Consider the following 17,939-nt stretch of genomic DNA (forward strand, 5'->3'; position numbering starts at 1 on the left):
CTAAAAATGGCTAAAAAGCTTATCGACGTTATGGATACGACCTTTCGCGACGGATTTCAGTCAGTTTTCGGCGCGCGCGTGGCGATGGCGGACTTTTTGCCTGCCGTTAGCGCGGCCAAAGACGCGGGCATCACGCACTTTGAGTTCGGCGGCGGCGCGCGGTTTCAGAGCCTGTATTTTTACCTAAACGAAGACGCCTTTGAGATGATGGATAAATTTAGAAGCATCGTGGGGCCTGAGGCGAACCTGCAAACCCTTAGCCGCGGCGTCAATACCGTCACGCTCGATACCGGCAGCCGCGAGATCATCGATCTGCACGCCAAGCTTTTTGCTAAGCACGGCACGACGACGATTAGAAATTTCGACGCGCTAAACGACGTGGAAAATTTAAAATTTAGCGGCGAGTGCATACATCGCCACGGACTCAAACACGAAGTCGTAGTCACGATGATGGATCTACCGCCCGGATGTAGCGGTGCACACGACGCAGCGTTTTATGAGAGAATTTTGCGTCAAATTTTAGACGCGCAGATTCCGTTCGACAGCGTCTGCTTCAAAGACGCAAGCGGTACCAGCAGCCCGCAGAAGGTCTATGAGACGATCAAGCGCGCGCGTAAAATTTTAGGCGACGGTGTGCATATCCGTCTGCACACTCACGAGACGGCGGGCGTTAGCGTCGCATGCTATCAGGCTGCGCTCGTTGCGGGCGTAGACGGCATCGACCTTGCCGCGCATCCCGTAAGCGGCGGCACGAGCCAGCCGGACATCCTTACGCTGCTGCACGCGACGAAGGGGCAAAATTTCGATCTGGGGCTGGATGCAGAGAAAATTTTAAAATACGAAGAGGTTTTGGGCGAGTGCTTGAAGGATTATTTTATGCCGCCCGAGGCCACGCAGGTAAGCCCGCTCATTCCGTTTTCGCCGATGCCGGGAGGCGCGCTTACCGCAAACACTCAGATGATGCGCGATAATAAAATTTTAGATAAATTCCCCGCCGTCATCAAGGCTATGCGCGAGGTCGTCGAAAAGGGCGGTTTCGGCACGAGCGTAACGCCGGTTAGCCAGTTTTATTTCCAGCAGGCGTTTAACAACGTAATGTTCGGCCCGTGGAAAAAGATCGCCGAGGGCTACGGCAAGATGGTGTTAGGTTATTTCGGCAAAACGCCCGTTAAACCCGACGAAGGCGTGATTAAGATGGCGGCGGAGCAGCTAGGACTACAGCCTACGACCAAACACGCCGTAGATATCGCCGATGCCGACGAGAGTAAGAGCGTCGCGTATGCGCAGAAGATTCTACGCGAACAAGGCATCGAGCCTAGCGAGGAGAACGTATTTATCGCGCTTGCGTGCAAAGAAAAGGGTATCGCGTTTTTAAAAGGCGAGGGCAAGGTGATGATCCGCAAAAAAGAGGACGTAGCACCTGCCGCAAGTCATCAAAGCGGTATTTCTAAAAACGGCAAATTTGACGTTAAGATTAACGGCAAAATTTACAACGTAGAATTTGCCGGACAAAACGTGCTCGTAAACGGCGATCGATACGACATCAGCTTCGATACCTCAGCGCCCGCAAAGCCGCAAGTGCAAGCCACTCTCGAAAACAAGGCAAGCGGTACGGACGACAACGAAGTAAAAGCGACGCTTCCTAGCAACGTATTTAAAATTTTAGTCAAGCAAGACGATATCGTCGAGGCGGGGCAGACGATAATCGTACTTGAAGCGATGAAGATGGAGATAAATATCGAAAGCCCGCGCAAAGGTATAATCGATAAAATTTTAGTCGCCCAGGGCGATACGGTCGATGCCGATCAAGTGCTCGCGATTTTAAGATAAGCTCTAAATTTAGGCGGCGCTCCCGCCTAAATTTCATGGCGATCATCCTCGGCGCTTAAGCGAGCTCACCTAAATTTTAAGCTATAATAGCGCAATCTTTTATCAAAATTTAATTTAAAAAGGACGCAAAATGACAACTCCGAACGATCTGGATAAACTAGGTCTTAAAAATATCAAAAAAATCAACCACAACCTAAGCTACGACGAGCTTTTCGAGCTTGAAAAGGCGATGAATGAAGGGCGCGTGTCAAGCAACGGCACTTTTATGGTCGATACGGGCATATTCACGGGTCGCAGCCCAAAGGATAAGTACTTCGTAAAGCAGGACCCGAGCCAAAAATACATCGCCTGGGGCAAGGTAAATCAGCCCATCTCAAAAGAGCTTTTCGATAAACTTTTAGCCAAAGCCAAAGCCCAGCTAAGCGGCAAAGAAATCTTTATCCAAGACGCATTTTGCGGCGCTAGCGAAAAGAGCAAAAAATCAGTCCGCTTCGTGACCGAAGTCGCGTGGCAGGCGCATTTTGTTAAAAATATGTTCATCCGCCCAAGCGAGAGCGAGCTTGCGGAATTTCATCCCGATTTCGTCGTTTACAACGCGTGCAAATGCAAAAACGAAGATTACGCGAGCGACGGGCTGCATTCCGACGTTTTCGTTATATTTAATGTCGAGGAAAACGTCGCCGTTATCGGCGGTACGTGGTACGGCGGCGAGATGAAAAAGGGAATTTTTTCTATGATGAACTACTGGCTACCGCTTGAGGGCAAGCTAAGCATGCACTGCTCGGCAAACGTGGGTAAGGACGGTGATACAGCGCTATTTTTCGGTCTAAGCGGTACGGGCAAAACGACGCTCTCGACCGATCCAAACCGCAAGCTAATCGGCGACGACGAGCACGGCTGGGATGATGAGGGGATATTTAACTTCGAGGGCGGCTGCTACGCAAAATGTATAAATTTAGACCCGAGCAGCGAGCCTGAAATTTACGCCGCGATCAAACGCGACGCGCTACTTGAAAATGTGGTCGCAGATGAGGCTGGCGTCGTGGACTACAAAGACGGCAGCAAGACCGAAAACACCCGCGTCAGCTACCCGATCTATCATATCGATAACTACGAGCCAAGCTCTGCTGGCGGCCATCCGAAAAATATCATCTTTTTAACAGCCGATGCATTCGGCGTTTTGCCTCCGGTCGCAAAACTAACCAAAGAGCAGGCGATCTATTATTTCCTAAGCGGTTACACAGCCAAAGTCGCGGGCACCGAGCGCGGTATCACCGAGCCCGTGGCGACATTTAGCGCGTGCTTTGGCGAGCCGTTTATGCCGCTGCACCCGACTGTTTACGCTAAGCTGCTAGGCGAAAAGATCGACAAGCATAATGTTAGCGTCTATCTCGTAAACACCGGCTGGAGCGGCGGCGCATACGGCGTAGGCAAGCGAATGAGCATCAAAGCCACGCGCGCATGCATAAACGCGATCCTTGACGGCAGCATCAAAAAGTGCGAATTTGAAAATTTTGGTATTTTTAACCTCGCGATCCCAAAAGAGCTAGCAGGCGTCGAGACGAAGCTACTAAATCCGATCAATACATGGACGCACCCGGCGGAATATAAGATCACGCGCGATAAGCTAGCAAAGATGTTTGAAGAGAATTTCAAACGCTACGAGGACGTAAAAGAGGGGGTCGAGTTTGCTAAAGCGGGCCCTACGGCTTAGGCTCCTGGGTCTTGGGGCGATCTGCGCGCTTTTTGCCGCATGCGAAAACGCCCCTTCAAATTTAAAACAGCCGCTCGTTGCGATGAGCGGCTTTTCCTTTTACGACGATCCACTAAGCTACATCAACAATGTGCGCGCAAAATCGGGGCTAAATCAGCTTTCGCAGAATGAAATTTTAAACACCTCCGCGCTTAATCACGCAAAATATGTCGTCGCAAACGAGGCGATGTCGCACGACGAGAGCCCTGGCAAGCCGAATTTTACGGGCGAAAATCCGTCAAAGCGCGCTTTTTACGCAGGCTATAATGCCGCAGTACGGGAAAATTTATCCTATAACTCAAGCGATCTAAAAAGCGCGATCGACGGGCTTTTAAGCGCGATTTACCATAGATTTGCATTTTTGGATTTTGCCTCGGATGAGATCGGCATCGGCTATTTTGAGCACGGCAAAAAAAGCAGCTACATTTTTGAGATGGGAAATTCGCGCCTAAATGCCTTTTGCTCGCGGAATTTAAACGACGAAGGAAGCGGTAAATTCCTACTTGGGATGTGTAAAAACGAAACGCTACGGATGAGGGAGGATAAGTTCAAAAGCGCCACCGCGCTGAACTCACGCCCTTACGTCTACTACCCGAACGACGAGCCCGCGCTTGCGTTTTTCAGCAATGAAATTCCAGATCCCATGCCAGAGTGCAAAATCACCGCAAACCCCGTAAGCGTGGAGTTTAATGCCGAGGAACCGCCCGTAACGATGAAAAGTTTTAAAATTTACGAAAGCGGCAGGGAGCTTCAAAACGTTAAAATTTTAGACAAAAACTCCGATCCTAACGCCATTTTAAGCGATAGGCAGTTCGTGCTTTTCAGCAGAGAGGTTTTTAAATTTGACACCAAATACGGCGCGGAGTTTAATTACGAGCAGGGCGGGAAGCAAAAAACGCTGCGGTGGGAGTTTATCACGCAGGCGCCCAAATTTAGATACTTCGTCGTGCAAGGCGGAGAAAATTTGAGCGTGAAAAACGGCGCGTTTTACGACATATTCGTAACCCCGAAAGACTGCAACGATTTGATGAAAAGCTACAAAACCAGCTACTCTTTTATGGATAAGCCAGAAATTTCAAGCCCCGCGGCAAATATGCTGCGCGTAAAACTAAACGGCGCAAAGGGCGCAAAGCTTGAAATTTCAACGGGTAACGGCGCGGTAATAAACCTGTATTTAAGCGACGACTCCAAAAGTTACGGCGGCATGGGTAAAATTTACGCCGCAATCGCGGCGGTTTTGGCGGCGATCGTTTTGTTTTATCTTTTAGCAAGAAAGCGGAGATGACGGGTGCGGGAGGGCTATTTGGCGCAATGCCCGCTTGCAGGCTAGGGGTTTTGCTTTGCAGACGCGACGCACCGCTTGCAAAATGCAGATAAAAGGATAGATCATGACAAAAAACGAAGGTAAATTTTATATTTCGCTAATGGGTGAAAATAGCCATGAGGTGGATATCCCCGCGGGGCAAGGCAGCTTTAGCATCGCGCCTAAGGGCTACGGCGATGCGAGAGCCTACGTAGATGCGGATACGTCCATTTCGTGGAGCGCGTTTGACAGCATGCAAATACCGGCCGGCGGGCATTGGCCTAGATTTTTCTACTACGCGGGCAACGACGCGAGTTTTGCGCAGTGGTCGCAGGAGCGTGAGATAGAGAGCTTTTTCTGGGCGCCGCAAAAAGACGTCTCGCTGGATCTTAGCAAGGCTCACATCCGCCGCTTAAGCCTAGACTGCGATCGCTTTAAAATTTGCGTTCGACTCGGCGCAGATACGCGTAAGGTGGAATTTTACGGCAAGGCGGAAAATTTTACGATCGAGGATGCGGGCGGGCTTAAAGACGTTTCTTTTTGCTTTCGCGAGGATGATGCCGAGGGCGCGGAGCCGTTTAAGCTACCGGTGTTTGCGGCGCTAGCGGGCATAGAGCGCATAGAAATAGACGCGCCCGTTTGCGGCGAGCCATTTGATTGCGAGAGTTTGTTGTAGTTTTCCGCGCTAAAAAGCGTCAGTCTAAACGGCGCCGTCTGCAACCTGCGTGCCCTTAGCGCGCTTGAGGGATTAAATTCCATCCAGATAAGATACTGCTCTGATTTAAGCGGCTTTCCGCCGCTTAGCTCGTGGAGTGGGCTTAATTATTTTATCGCGTGGAATGTCGAGCGAGACGCAGGCAAGGCGCTTAAAAAGGAGCTTGTCGCGCTTGCTAAAACGCGAAAGTTTGAGTACGCCGCCGTCGCGCAGCTGCGTAAAAAGGCGTGGTTTGAGAGCGAGTTTAACGTCCCCTTTACAAACTGGGAGGGCAAAAACGGCAAAGCCGCGACGAGAGCCTATAAAACCGCGCTAAAAGCGATCAAAAAAGTAAGCTGCGAGCGCGAAGCAAGGGCGGTCATAGAGGAGCTCGTAGGCGCGATAAATAAGCTACCAGATATCGAGACGCCCGAGCGCGAGGACGCTTATGTGGCGGTACGCCAGATAGCTGATAATGCGCGTTTTGAGATACCGCAGAGCAAAACGCAGGAGTGGTTTGATGCGATGCGGGATTTTTAAAATTTATCCCAAGCGGCGTATGGTTGAAATTTATCCGAAGCACAGCGCGGTTTAAATTTATCTAAAAAGCGACGCCGTACGGCAAAGCCCACGCTTTTGCCGCTTTGAGCGTATTTTTTTTGCTTGCATTTGAGGCGCGCGAGCCGCTGCTTTGCTACGAGGCTTTGAGCGAATTTTGCTTTCTTGAGCTAAAATTTAGAGAAAGCTAGCGATCGGCTCAGACTGCAAAAAGGCGAATAAATTTGCGAACATTTTGCACTTCGCCTGCTTCAATGTAGATTGAGCTTTGCACAGCTGCGGCAAGCGCTTCGCCCGTCCGCCTTAAATTTTAAAATCTACGCGCCAAGCTTTTCGTATCTATGAAAGATGCTTTGCCAGCTAGCTCAAAAGCCTGCCTATAGCGCGGTTTCATTCATATTTTTTCTTATATTGCCTCGTTTCTATTTTTATGCTCTTACTACTTAAATTTAACGCCTAGTGTCTTAAAATTCTCACTACACGCCGAAATTTATACGCATATCTCTAGCTTTTGTGACTAAATTTTAAATTTCGTCCCCATTTATCTCATCCGCAAGTTTTAAAATTATAGCCTGCACCGCCTCAGGAGCGTAGATATCCATCCACTCTATCCCATTCGAAGCGCTAAAAAGCACGGCGATCCGCCCCTCGCTCATTGCACGCTTGGCAAGTTTGGTCGCTGCGGGGCTGTTGCCCATATTTGGCGTCTCGTCTATGCTTATCTCGGCGCAGCGGCGCAAAATAGGCGCCAAATCAAACTCTCCCTCGAGCAAAATAATGACCGAGCCGCGCCTAAAACTGCAGGCGTTCCAAAAGATCTCGGCGCCGTTTACGCATTCGCGCGAGAGATCGAGGCGAAATTTACCCCGCTCGCGCACGAGAAAACTAAACTTGCTTAAGTTTAGCGGGTGCTCCACGCTACCGAAAGTCCCCACGATGCTATCTTTGCGGCCGTTATAGACGTAGGCGGCGAGCGCGTTTTGCAGTAGCGGCGCGATGATCTGATCGTGCGCGCTCGTGTGGTCGTCATCTCTGGCGCGGCCTGGGATCTTTACGAAAAACGGTTTGAAATACTCCATAAACGCTCCTTAAGCTTATAAAATTTGCTCGCTCTTGCTTTTAAATTTAACGGCTTGCACTTTTAAATTTATGCCTATTTGGCTCTTGCGATAGCCGAATTTAGTTCGCGGCGCCCGCTTTTTCGGCTCGTTTTTCAGACGCCGCCGTTTTTAAATTTTACTCTTGTATCTGCTATCGCAGCTTCTTGCGCTTATATATCGTTTTTACGCCTATCAAATACAACCTGGATGGCGGTTTTAGATTTTACACAAAATACTCGCGCGCAGCATCCTTGCTCTCAAAGGGGCTTGCACTCAGCTCGCTGCCGTCTATGAGCAGAGCGTAGCGGCGAGCGGCGTCCGTTTTGGCGTATGTTAGCGCCAGCCTCGCCGCAAGCTCTCTATCCGCCTCGCTCGCGCCCCTGCTTATCAGGCTTAGCGCGCCCACGACGTCATCTTTAAATTTTATCTCGCTAAATTTTGGATTTTGCACGGCGGCAAGCTTTTTGTTATCGCTCTCATCCCGCCCGATTATGAGCTTAGCGCCGCCTGGCAGGCGCAGATGGCGCCCGAATTTTAAAATTTCAGCGTCCGCGGGCGTTTCGATCTTTTCAAATTTTACCGCATCCTTGATCCGCTCGCTAAAGCTTTGCACCGTTAGTAGACAGCCTCCCGCGGGCGTTTCATAGTCCTCAAAGCCGAACTCTGCCGCGAGCTGCATCTGCCTAGTGCGTCCGCGCCCGCTGATATCAAGCAGCGCGCCCCTATCGACCCAGCCCTTGATCTCTGGCGTCGTGGGCGGCAGCAGCTTCGCGCACAGCGGACGCAGGATCAGCCCCTCCTCATCGCCGCTAAGCCCGCCGACCTGAGCCAGAGCCTGCGCGCGTTGGCTCATCGGGCGCTGCCCGAGCACCTCGCCAGTGATGATGAAGCTCGCCCCTTCGCTTTGCAGCATCGTAAGCGCGGTCTTAAACATATATCCGTGGCAGTCGATGCAGGGGTTGAAGTGCTTGCCGTAGCCGTATTTGGGCTCGAAAAGCACCTGCCGCAGATATTCGCTTCTGATATCAACGCTTTTAAAATTCGCTCCCGCGGCTGCGGCTCTGCGGCGCATGATCTCGCTCTTATCGTCCTTGCCGCTAAATCCGATATCCATATTCAGCGCGAGCACCTCGATGCCTTGCGAGACGATGAGTTTGACCGCGAGCATGGAGTCAAGCCCGCCGCTAAAGAGCGCCAATGCCTTCATTTCGTTCCTTTACTTGAGTTGATTGATCTTTTTTTGATACTCCAAGATCCGCTCGATCTTGTCGGGCGCGTCGGAGTTTTTGAGCTTTTGCATCAGATCTTGCAGGGCGTTGCGGCGTAAAATTTTGCACGCGTCGTTAAAAAGCGCCGCGCCGTCGATAGGCAAAATTTCATCATCCAGCGCGAGCGCGCGCAGATTTTCGCGGGCTTCGCTTTCGGCGTTTTGAACATTTTGGATACTTTGAGCGCTTTGGACATTTTGAGCGGCGGCTTCCATCTCGCCTTGATTTGCGCCGATGCTTAAGCTCCGTCTCTCGCCGTTATTTGCATCCTCTTGCTTCTCGCCGCCGTTTGCACCCTGCTGTGCGGAATCTTTTAAATTTACGGCGCCCGTAGAACCCTGCCCGCTAAAATTTTGCTCGCTAGAGCTCTCACCGCTTTTTAAATTTACGCTCTCGCTACGGATAAAATTTTCTCCCGCGCCGCCTGCGGTAAAATTTTCGCTCGCATTACTATCCGCATTGCCGCCCTTGCCCGCGATGAAATTTTTAAAATTTCCGCCGCTGCGAGCGAAAGCCAAAAACGCCTCGAAAATATCGCCGTGCATGCGAAAATCGCGCCGCTCCAAGCAGCCGAGCCCAAGCTCCGCCATCTCACCATCGAGCAACATCGATTTTATGATCTGAAGCTCCGCGATCTCCTTGCGGCGCAGTAGCGTCCGCCCGCCCCTCGCCGAAGCCGCAGGCGGCGCAGAGCTCTCGTAGCGCGCCGTGTTTTGCTCGCGAACAAAATTTCCGCCGTTTAAGCTCCCGCTCACACCGCCCCTGCCGTCTGCGCCGCGCCCTTCGTAAGAACCGAAATCACGAGAGCCGAAATTCCCGCCCTCGTTAAAATTTCGCCCCTCAAAGCCCGCGCCGAAATTTTTACCGCCGCTTGCTAAATTAAACGAACCCGGCGAGACGTTTAAAATTTGCGCGACCAGGCTCTGATAGGACTCGGCGAGCACGGGGCCGAGCGCTGCGGTAAATTCTTTGATCTCATTTAGCGCCGCCTCTTTTTGCACTGGGCGGGCGAGATCGTATTTTTTAGCGATTCTTCGGATCAGAAACTCCCCGCTCTCCATGCCGCTAGCATAAATTTGCTCTAGCTCGCGCACCTTGCCCGCGACTATCATATCCGCAGGATCGGCGCCGCCGCCGATTATAGCGACGCTTGAGTCGATCTTATTCAGGCACAAAAGCCGCGCCGATTTCATCGCCGCATTGATGCCCGCAGCGTCGCCGTCGAAGCTAAGCACGACGTTAAGCTCCGCGCGCTTTATAAGCGGCAGATGAGCGGGCGTCAACGCCGTGCCGAGCACCGCTACGGCGTTGTCGATGCCCGCTTGATGCAGCATGATGACGTCCATGTAGCCCTCGGTGATGATGAGGGTTTTTTTGGCGATCGCGCTTTTTTTTGCAAGGTCGAATGCGTAGAAAATTTTAGATTTATCAAACAGCGCGCACTGCGGCGAATTGACGTATTTGGCGGGATTATCGCTTATCGTGCGGCCGCCGAAGCCCACGAGCTTGCTTGCGTGGTTGTAGATCGGAAAGGTGATGCGCTCAATGAAGCTTGCGTAGAGCCCGCGCTCGTTTTGCTTCACCGCGCCCGCATTTAGCGCGTCTTGCGGCGGAATTTCTTCGTTTTGCAAAACTCTGATCGTCTGCGCGCTAGCTCCAGCGTAGCCAAGGCCGAATTTGCGAATAGTCGCATCACTCAGTCCGCGTTCGTACAGGTATTTTACGGCGGCGGGGTTTTGATAAAGGCAGCTTTGATAGTAGGCGTTTAAAATCCCAAGTACCTTCTTCTCTTCGCTGCGTTCCTGCACCTTGGCGCCAGTGTATTGCAGCGCGAAATTATACATCCCCGCAAGCTTTTCGACCGCTTCTGGAAAGCTTATCTTTTCGTAATCTTGGATAAATTTAATCGCGTTGCCGCCTGCTTTGCACGAAAAGCAGTGAAAAATTCCAAGCTTTGAACTCACGCTCATGCTCGGGTGCGAATCGTCGTGAAATGGGCAGACACCCACGAAATTTGCGCCGCTGCGCTTAAGCGGGACATATTTTTCTACGACATCTACGATATCTACGGTAGCCAGCAGATTTTCTATGCTTTCGTTTTTAATCATAAGCGAAATTATACCCGCACTTTGCTATAATTGCCCTTTATTTTTGCGACGAGGTTTGATTTGGATAATTTTTTCTTAGACGATCGCGACCCGATTTTCGGGCTTATCATGCTGATAAGCATAATCTTGCTAGTGTCGATTCTAAGCTACATTTGGGGAGTTTTTTCTAAAAAAAACGAGAGGCAGAGCTTAGAGAATTTCATCAAAAAATTTGACACCCTAGACGCGCTTAGCACCGAACACAGGCAGCTTTTGGCAAGCCCGCAAATAGACATCCCGACGCTTGGAATTTTAGCTAGCTCTTTCGTCAAAAGCGGCGACTTCGAGCGCGCGATAGAAATTTATCTAATCGCGCTAGGCAAGGCTAGCGGCGGCGTGCAGAGGGAGTTTATCCTCACCAATCTCGGTATCGTATATTTCAAAGCGGGCTTTTTAGGGCGCGCCGAAGAGGTATTTTTGCAGGCGCTAAAGCTGCGCCCGAGAAACAAAGAGGCCCTTACGCATCTTACGGTGATTTATGAGCGGCTGAAGCGCTTTAATGAGGCGCTTGAGGTGCTTGACGCGCTGCGCGAACAGGACGCCGAAGTATATGCTCAAAGCCAGTTCGAGCGCGCCCAGATCATCGCAAACGACGCTAATACGCCGTTTAATAAAAAGATCGCTAAAATTTCAAAGCTAAACTTCAAAGGCGCGGGGCGGTTTTGCATGGAACTTTTTATCAAAAACAAAGAGCCTATGGAGGGCTTTGACCGCTTCCCGCCGATCGAGCAGGCGATCGATCTGATCTATGATTTCCCTGCGGCGGTAAATACGCAGGATGCGGAGTACAATGCGCTTTTTTACGCGCTTGGAAGAAGCGATCAAAAGCCTAAGAGCGCGAGTAAAATTTTTGAGATCAACGCGCTTATAGCCATGAAAGACACGGGCTTTGAGGACGCCGGGCTTAGCTTTAGCTACACCTGCGCGAAGTGCAAAAGCTCGGTGGGGCTCTTCTCGCACCGCTGTCCGGTCTGCTACGAGCTAGGCAGCATGGAAATTAGAGCACAAATTTCGGAGAAAACCGGTGAAATCGGTCAAACTTTTTAGCGACGGCAGCTGTCTCGGAAACCCTGGAGCGGGCGGCTGGGCTTACATACTGCAATACGGCGACGCGATAAAAAAGGCAAGCGGCGCGGAAGCGATGACGACCAATAATCAAATGGAGCTAACAGCCGCTATAATGGGACTTAGCGCGCTTAAGCAGCCCTGCCGCGTCGAGCTTTTTACCGATAGCGAATATGTCGTTAAAGCGATAAGCTCCTGGCTCGCAAAGTGGGTCGCTACTGATTTTAAGGGCAAAAAAAACGCAGATCTGTGGCGCAGATACCTTGCGGCGGCAGCGCATCACGAGATCAAGGCCTCCTGGGTCAAGGGGCATGCGGGTCATCCGCAAAACGAAGAGTGCGACGCTATGGCTCGCGCGGCGGCGGAAGCGATAAAGGGCTAAAATTCCGCGGCGAAGCTTGCGGTTGCGCGGATTAAGCATGGATTTGCTCGCGTTTACTTTGCACGCAGAGCCGCTTCGGCTTAAATTTATCGCCCGAAGCCGGTTTTAGTGCATTCGTTCACGCAATCGAGCTTTGGCAGAAATTTCGTTAGCAGCGGAGCAGGCTTTGGCGCGACTGTATTCGCGACGGGTCTATTTTTGGCGAGGATTTCGTTTGCGACAAGTGAGCCTTGGCGCGGTTTACGTTAGAATGGCGGGCTATGTTTAAATTTTATTCGCCGCAGATTGGTGCTAGCGCGTTTCATTCGCCACGTTAGTGCAAATTTAGCGCGGGCTGTGCTTGCACTCGTTCGTTTCGCTTGCGCAAGTTTTGTTCGCGCCAGATGCCGTTTGCGTGCGAGCCGCCGCGGATTTCGTAGAATTTTATAAAAAGGTTGATAATGCAAAATTTAGAAAAATTACAAGAAAAACTGGGCTATAAATTTAAAAATTTAACCCACCTCAAGATCGCTCTTACGCACAAAAGCGCCAAAAACGGGCACAACAACGAGAGGCTGGAATTTTTAGGCGATGCGGTGATGGATCTGATCGTGGGCGAGTATCTTTTCAAAAAATTTAGCAGCGACGAGGGCGATCTGAGCAAGCTGCGCGCCGCACTCGTGAACGAAAGCAGCTTTTCTAAATTTGCAAAATTTTTGGGCATCGGCGAGAACCTGAATATGTCGCTGTCCGAGGAGCGCAACGGCGGGCGCGAGAAGCCATCGCTGCTTTCGGACGCCTTTGAGGCGATAATGGGCGCCGTCTATCTTGAGAGCGGGCTGCAAAACACCGCCCGCATCGCGACTGCAATCTTAGAAATCCTCTATCCGCGCATCAGCTTTAACGAGCTCGTTAAAGACTACAAAACCGCGCTGCAAGAGCTCACGCAGGCAAAATTCGGCGTCACGCCCGAATATATCCTTTTAGGCTCGAGCGGCCCCGATCACAAAAAAAGCTTCGAAATGGCGGCGCTCGTAGGCGGCAAGCGACTCTCATCCGCTGTGGGAGCTAGCAAAAAGGAGGCTGAGCAAAAATGCGCGCAAATCGCGATAGAGCTTTTACAAAACGGCGCCTCGCACAGCGCTAGCGCGACAAATAGCGAGCAAACAGCATGCGATAGCAACGCACAAAGCGGTGCGAACCGAGCACAGGACGGCAAAAAAGGCTCACGAAATAGCGACGGACGGGCGCATGGTAGCAAAAAAAGCGACCGCGCCGGCGCATCAGGCGGCACGCCGAGCGCTAAAAAAAGCAATGAGCGAAGCGGGCGTGATACGGATAGACAAGGCGGCGGCGATCAAGGAGGCGCGCTATGAATACCTTCGGCGAGAGATTGCGCCTTAGCACCTTCGGCGAGAGCCACGGCGCGGCGATCGGCGGCGTTTTGGACGGCTTTCCGGCAGGCGTGGCGATCGAGATTTCAAATATCCAAAGCGAGCTTGACCGCCGCAAGCCGGGCGGCAAATACGCTACGCCGCGCAAAGAAGCCGACGAGATCGAAATTTTAAGCGGGATTTTTGACGGTCGCAGCACCGGCGCGCCGATCGGATTTATCATCCGCAACGCAAACCAGCACTCGAAGGACTACGAAAATCTAAAGGATATTTTCCGCCCCGCACACGCCGATTTTTCATATTTTGCCAAATACGGACTGCGCGATTACCGAGGCGGCGGGCGGGCAAGCGCGCGCGAAACCGCCGTGCGCGTGGCTGCTGGAGCGTTTGCGCAAATTTTGCTAAATCACTTTAAAATTTCCGTAAAAAGCGGAATCTGTGGCGTGGGCGAAATTTACGCCGCAAATTTAGACTTCGACTTTGCGCAAAACAGCGAAATTTTTGCGCTCGATCCTGATGCGGAGAGCGCGCAAAAGGAGTTAATTCTAAGCGTCAAAAATGCGGGAGATAGTATCGGCGGCTGCGTGCTAACGCGCGTCACGGGCGCGCCTGCGGGGCTCGGCGAGCCGCTGTACGGCAAGCTGGATGCGGCGCTTGCGGGCGCGCTGATGGGCATAAACGGCGTAAAGGCCGTGCAGATCGGCGCCGGAGTGAAGGCAAGCACGCTAAAAGGCAGCGAGAACAACGATTTTATGCGCGCTAGCAAGGATGCGATCCGCACCAACGGCGGCAAGATCGGCGCAAATTTTGCAAGCAACAACGCAGGCGGGATCTTAGGCGGCATAAGCAGCGGCGCGCCTATCGAGATTGCGACGCATTTTAAGCCCACTCCGAGCATTTTCATGGCGCAGCACAGCGTGGACGTGCGCGGCGCAGACGCGATCTACGAGCTGCGCGGGCGGCACGATCCGTGTATCGCCGTGCGCGGCAGCGTCGTAGCCACCGCGATGGCGCGGCTGGCGATCGCCGATGCGCTGCTGCTAAACGCGAGCGCGACGCTGGGGAATTTAAAGCGAATTTACGGCGAGGATTAAATTTAGACGGGCGCCCTTAAATTTTGCGAAATTTAATGAAATTTCAAGGGCCGAGCGATGAAATTCCCGCGAGCTAGGCGGGCAAATTTTAAATTTACGCGGTAGGCCTATCGTGACAAGGAGGGCAAAATGAGACTTGAGCGTATCGGCGAGGACTCGGCACTGATCGCGCGCATAGAGGCGATCAACGTCGCGGCGTTCCCCGAAATCGAGCGTATCAGCATAAAAAATTTTTTAAAAATGTCGCGCAAAGGACAGCTTGAAATCGCGGCGATATTCGAGGATTTTAGCGCCCTAAGTACTGGCGGCGCGGCAAATAAACATCACGCGGCGACAGACGAAAATTTATGCGCGCCAAAACAAGATTTTTGCGCGGCAAAGCGGGATTGCGGCGAAGCTAGCCAAGATCGCAATGCTGCGGGTAAAAATTTCGATGCGAGCGACTGCGGCGCGGCAGAATTAACCTCTTTGAGTTCCGAAAATCGCGGCACGGCAGATAAAAAATCTAATGCGACGTGTGAAAAATCCAGCTCGGAAAGTAAAAATTCCGACGCAGCGAGCGAGCATTTAAACGCGGTGGTGCAAAATTTAAGCGGCGAGGAGCTGGTTGGGTTTTGCGTCTATAGAACCGAGCAAACTTACAAGCGCGCGGTTTCGCACCACAAACAGCCGCCGCCTCGCCTAAATGCGGATAAAATTTTAAGATCCAAAGCCCATAGCTGCGCGGAATTTGACGGCGCAGAGGATGAAATCCCAAGCGGTAAAGCGGAATTTTCAGAGGCAAAATTTTTTAGCGTTGCAAGCGGCGAAATCGCGAGCCAAGAAACGCAGCCTCTTAGCGGCGATGAAATTTTAAACGCGAGCGCAGATAGCAAAATTCCGATCGACGCGGACCATTCGATTTGCGGTGCGGGCGGCAAAATTTCATCAAGCGCTAGAGGGGATGAAATTTCATCAAGCGCCGCAGAAGGCGAAATTTCGTCAGGTACCGCAGAAAGCGAAATTTCGCGCTACGATGAGAGCGAACCCTCAAGCGGCGGAGAGAGCGAGTTTTTTTACGTAGCGTACCTTGCGATCGATGCGAAATTTCGCGGGCTTGGGCTTGGCTCAAGGCTGCTCGCGCTCATCGCCAAGCAAAATCCGAGCGCGCAGATCGTCCTTGACGTTGAGCCGCCGCATGAGGACGTGCCCAATCTCGCGCAACGCCTGCGCCGCATAGAATTCTACGGCAGGCACGGTTTTCGGCGCTGCGGCAAGTTTTTCAACTACGCAGGCCTAAGCTTCGAGATCCTTGCTAAGCCGCCGTTAAGCGCGCCGCAGCAGGGATTTGACGTAGCGAGCTTCGTGAAATTTATCGGCGCAGGCAATAAATTTAGATTTAAAATCACCGACGCGCCGCTATATAAAAACTAATGCAAAAGCCCGAATTCAGCCTCATCTGCGACGATACGTTTTATAGAATTTTCTCCGCCTCTATCCTTGCGTTTTTTTGCATTTTTATCTCTTTGGACATCGGCGGATCGGGGGAGCTGTTTTACACGGACAGCCCGCTACGCTCGCAGCAAGCCAAGCCTAGTCTGACGATCGTTTTTATGTTTTTAGCGTTACTTTATCTGCGAAGCGGTAGCAAAGAGGCGGCGCGCGTGGAATTTGACGAGCTTAAAATATCCTTTCGCAGAGGGCTAGACAAATACGATCTTATGCTTGGATGCGTTGATCTGATAGAGCCGTCGTTCGGCTTCGTGCGGACGTTTCGCGTGCCGTTTCTAAGCTACGAACGGTTTTTGAAACTGCAAGAAATTTTAAAATTCTTGCTTCTTTTCGTATACGTCGCGGGCGTGTTTTTGACGATCAAATTCGGCTTTGCCGAGGCTGCGATCTATGCAGCGGCGGGCATTTTTGCGATTTTGATCGCTTCAAAGCTCGTCGTCGCGCGAAGACTAGACGGGCGAGTGGGACTTCGACTGCGCGATTGCCTGCTACTGCGCGGGAGGGACGATACGGGCGCGGCGGTATTTTTTTGCATCCGTCCTAGCCGCGCCGAGCGCGAAGCTTTACGTATATATTTTTTGAAAAATTTCAGCTACGACATTAAGGCGTGAAATTTTTTGGCTTTCAGCGTAAAATTTAGACCCGCGGGGTAGCCTGGATAAGGCTAAACGTAAACGAAGCGCAAAGGCAGATGCTGCGCGAGTATTTCACGGCGAGATTGGGGCTGGATTCGAGCAAAATTCTACTCACAGCAATCGTAGATGGGATCTCTCGGTACTCGAAGTAGTCGCAGATGAGATCGCTCGGCACCCGAAGCAATCCTCTAAGCAGCTTCAGATGAGTTGCTAGTGTCTGCTTGACTGAGATAACCACGGCTCGTCGCAACTCGCCTCGCCGCAAGCGCCTCCGCAAATATCCTACGCTCTTAAACGCGTCGAAAGCGAGGCGGTGATAAAATGCGCTTCGTCAAAAATCATACCGAAAAGGAATTTTATGAGGGATTACGACAAAGAGCCGATCAAAATCATAGATAGAGCGGTTTACTTTCAAAACAATATTGTTCTTTTTCTTTCACTCGGTTGCTTATATAAAATATTCAATTTAGAAGTTACTCCGTTAAACTTAGAATTTTACACGCATTTTAGTGCCGATTTAGTTATGTTTATCGTAGTGGTCTTTTTATTGTTGCCGGCTACGCTACTTTGGCCTATTAAAAGAAAGGGCAGTCCCGCGTATTTTTTATTGAAAAATAATAAAATCAGCTATATAAATGCTTTCGACGATAAGCCCGGATCGCTAAATCAGGCGCTAAATGATTTTTATTTTGTCAAGAAAGAGGAAATAATAAAATTTGCGATGCCTGCGATATAGATAAGGCGAGTTTTTGTGTTATATCGGAGCTATACAATAGCTTCGGTAGATTTCACTATTTTTCGTCCTACGAGCTGTATAAAAAATCGTCCATAGGGGTACACATAGGAAAGGTTGTATTGTTTTTATATCATACGATAAATTTCATATTGTTCATCTTGCCGTTTAAAATTTATATGCTGATAAGAGCGGATGAGCCTTTGGGCTTAATCCGCAAAAATATCGTGCTAAGGTTCAAAAATAGAAATTACTTCCTTATAAATATATATTCTAGGCGAGATCTGGATGAGATACTAGAGTATTTTAAGCAAAAAGGCGTCCAAGTTACGGATAAAGTGGTCTTTATGCCGCAGGCGCAAAATAAAGGCTTGTTTACCGATAAAAACGAAATTTGGAGCGATGATTTCGGTGATACGCAAATTCCAAAAGACACGTTTAAGCGAAAGCTTAGGCGGTTTTTTAGCTTGGATTAAAGAGCGATTCCGCCCGTTTCAGCGTAAAATTTAGACC

General features: G+C 50.9%; 15 protein-coding genes and 1 pseudogene. 12 read left to right on the top strand and 4 right to left on the bottom strand.

From position 1 onward, the window contains the following. Positions 1 to 6: 6 nt before the first annotated feature. The 4 genes from Q0140_RS02405 to Q0140_RS02420 all read left to right on the top strand — a co-directional run bounded on the left by Q0140_RS02405 (position 7) and on the right by Q0140_RS02420 (position 5,562). On the top strand, positions 7 to 1,830 hold the full coding sequence (locus Q0140_RS02405) for a biotin/lipoyl-containing protein (RefSeq protein ID WP_297961400.1): 1,824 nt from the start codon (positions 7 to 9) through the stop codon (positions 1,828 to 1,830). Between the two features lie 130 nt (positions 1,831 to 1,960). Then, the gene (gene pckA / locus Q0140_RS02410; RefSeq protein WP_297961403.1) at positions 1,961 to 3,544 is read left to right on the top strand and encodes a phosphoenolpyruvate carboxykinase (ATP); all 1,584 of its coding nucleotides are present in this window, start codon (positions 1,961 to 1,963) and stop codon (positions 3,542 to 3,544) included. Continuing rightward, positions 3,519 to 4,868 (top strand): CAP domain-containing protein, encoded by a 1,350-nt coding sequence (locus Q0140_RS02415; RefSeq protein WP_297961406.1) that lies wholly within the window; start codon positions 3,519 to 3,521, stop codon positions 4,866 to 4,868. Before pckA ends, Q0140_RS02415 begins: the two co-directional genes overlap by 26 nt. 103 nt (positions 4,869 to 4,971) lie before the next feature. Continuing rightward, positions 4,972 to 5,562 carry a hypothetical protein gene (locus Q0140_RS02420; protein ID WP_297961409.1) on the top strand — a complete coding sequence of 197 codons (591 nt, stop codon included), beginning with the start codon at positions 4,972 to 4,974 and terminating at the stop codon, positions 5,560 to 5,562. Positions 5,563 to 6,662: 1,100 nt separating this feature from the next. Here Q0140_RS02420 and Q0140_RS02425 read toward each other — a convergent pair. The 3 genes from Q0140_RS02425 to dnaG form a co-directional block, all read right to left on the bottom strand. After that, complete coding sequence (locus Q0140_RS02425) at positions 6,663 to 7,217, bottom strand: hypothetical protein (protein WP_297961412.1); 555 nt, start codon at positions 7,215 to 7,217, stop codon at positions 6,663 to 6,665. 244 nt (positions 7,218 to 7,461) lie between these two features. Further along, positions 7,462 to 8,445: an argininosuccinate synthase domain-containing protein gene (locus tag Q0140_RS02430; protein ID WP_297961415.1), complete on the bottom strand. Its 984-nt coding sequence runs from the start codon at positions 8,443 to 8,445 to the stop codon at positions 7,462 to 7,464. A gap of 9 nt (positions 8,446 to 8,454) precedes the next feature. Further along, entirely contained in the window at positions 8,455 to 10,614 is a 2,160-nt protein-coding gene (gene dnaG / locus Q0140_RS02435; protein WP_297961418.1) for a DNA primase, read from the bottom strand. Positions 10,615 to 10,674: 60 nt separating this feature from the next. On the opposite strand from dnaG, the gene Q0140_RS02440 reads away from it, so the two are divergent. From Q0140_RS02440 to Q0140_RS02465, 6 genes and pseudogenes are all read left to right on the top strand, one after another. Continuing rightward, positions 10,675 to 11,700 (top strand): tetratricopeptide repeat protein, encoded by a 1,026-nt coding sequence (locus Q0140_RS02440; RefSeq protein WP_297961421.1) that lies wholly within the window; start codon positions 10,675 to 10,677, stop codon positions 11,698 to 11,700. Then, on the top strand, positions 11,678 to 12,100 hold the full coding sequence (rnhA, locus tag Q0140_RS02445; RefSeq protein ID WP_297961424.1) for a ribonuclease HI: 423 nt from the start codon (positions 11,678 to 11,680) through the stop codon (positions 12,098 to 12,100). The genes Q0140_RS02440 and rnhA overlap by 23 nt, the downstream gene beginning before the upstream one ends. A 440-nt stretch (positions 12,101 to 12,540) precedes the next feature. Continuing rightward, positions 12,541 to 13,203, top strand: a pseudogene (gene rnc / locus Q0140_RS02450) (ribonuclease III); the annotation flags it as partial. A 248-nt stretch (positions 13,204 to 13,451) separates the two neighbouring features. Next, positions 13,452 to 14,567 carry a chorismate synthase gene (aroC, locus tag Q0140_RS02455; RefSeq protein ID WP_297961427.1) on the top strand — a complete coding sequence of 372 codons (1,116 nt, stop codon included), beginning with the start codon at positions 13,452 to 13,454 and terminating at the stop codon, positions 14,565 to 14,567. A gap of 129 nt (positions 14,568 to 14,696) precedes the next feature. Beyond that, positions 14,697 to 15,980, top strand: a complete 1,284-nt coding sequence (locus tag Q0140_RS02460; protein ID WP_297961430.1) for a GNAT family N-acetyltransferase — start codon at positions 14,697 to 14,699, stop codon at positions 15,978 to 15,980. Next, positions 15,980 to 16,669: a hypothetical protein gene (locus tag Q0140_RS02465; protein WP_297961433.1), complete on the top strand. Its 690-nt coding sequence runs from the start codon at positions 15,980 to 15,982 to the stop codon at positions 16,667 to 16,669. The genes Q0140_RS02460 and Q0140_RS02465 overlap by 1 nt, the downstream gene beginning before the upstream one ends. A gap of 25 nt (positions 16,670 to 16,694) precedes the next feature. On the opposite strand, the gene Q0140_RS02470 is transcribed toward Q0140_RS02465, so the two are convergent. Next, complete coding sequence (locus Q0140_RS02470; protein ID WP_297961436.1) at positions 16,695 to 16,931, bottom strand: hypothetical protein; 237 nt, start codon at positions 16,929 to 16,931, stop codon at positions 16,695 to 16,697. 120 nt (positions 16,932 to 17,051) lie between these two features. Between Q0140_RS02470 and Q0140_RS02475 the strand changes: the two genes are divergently transcribed. After that, positions 17,052 to 17,429, top strand: a complete 378-nt coding sequence (locus tag Q0140_RS02475; protein WP_297961439.1) for a hypothetical protein — start codon at positions 17,052 to 17,054, stop codon at positions 17,427 to 17,429. Between the two features lie 119 nt (positions 17,430 to 17,548). Beyond that, positions 17,549 to 17,902 carry a hypothetical protein gene (locus tag Q0140_RS02480; RefSeq protein ID WP_297942470.1) on the top strand — a complete coding sequence of 118 codons (354 nt, stop codon included), beginning with the start codon at positions 17,549 to 17,551 and terminating at the stop codon, positions 17,900 to 17,902. Positions 17,903 to 17,939: the final 37 nt, after the last annotated feature.

Source organism: uncultured Campylobacter sp. (assembly GCF_938045405.1).
Classification (GTDB): domain Bacteria; phylum Campylobacterota; class Campylobacteria; order Campylobacterales; family Campylobacteraceae; genus Campylobacter_B.

Coding starts and splice junctions, on each gene's coding strand:
- Q0140_RS02405 (WP_297961400.1), top strand. CDS start 7: ATGGCTAAAAAGCTTATCGACGTTATGGATACGACCTTTCGCGACGGA.
- pckA (WP_297961403.1), top strand. CDS start 1,961: ATGACAACTCCGAACGATCTGGATAAACTAGGTCTTAAAAATATCAAA.
- Q0140_RS02420 (WP_297961409.1), top strand. CDS start 4,972: ATGACAAAAAACGAAGGTAAATTTTATATTTCGCTAATGGGTGAAAAT.
- Q0140_RS02425 (WP_297961412.1), bottom strand. CDS start 7,217: ATGGAGTATTTCAAACCGTTTTTCGTAAAGATCCCAGGCCGCGCCAGA.
- Q0140_RS02430 (WP_297961415.1), bottom strand. CDS start 8,445: ATGAAGGCATTGGCGCTCTTTAGCGGCGGGCTTGACTCCATGCTCGCG.
- dnaG (WP_297961418.1), bottom strand. CDS start 10,614: ATGATTAAAAACGAAAGCATAGAAAATCTGCTGGCTACCGTAGATATC.
- aroC (WP_297961427.1), top strand. CDS start 13,452: ATGAATACCTTCGGCGAGAGATTGCGCCTTAGCACCTTCGGCGAGAGC.
- Q0140_RS02460 (WP_297961430.1), top strand. CDS start 14,697: ATGAGACTTGAGCGTATCGGCGAGGACTCGGCACTGATCGCGCGCATA.
- Q0140_RS02465 (WP_297961433.1), top strand. CDS start 15,980: ATGCAAAAGCCCGAATTCAGCCTCATCTGCGACGATACGTTTTATAGA.
- Q0140_RS02475 (WP_297961439.1), top strand. CDS start 17,052: ATGAGGGATTACGACAAAGAGCCGATCAAAATCATAGATAGAGCGGTT.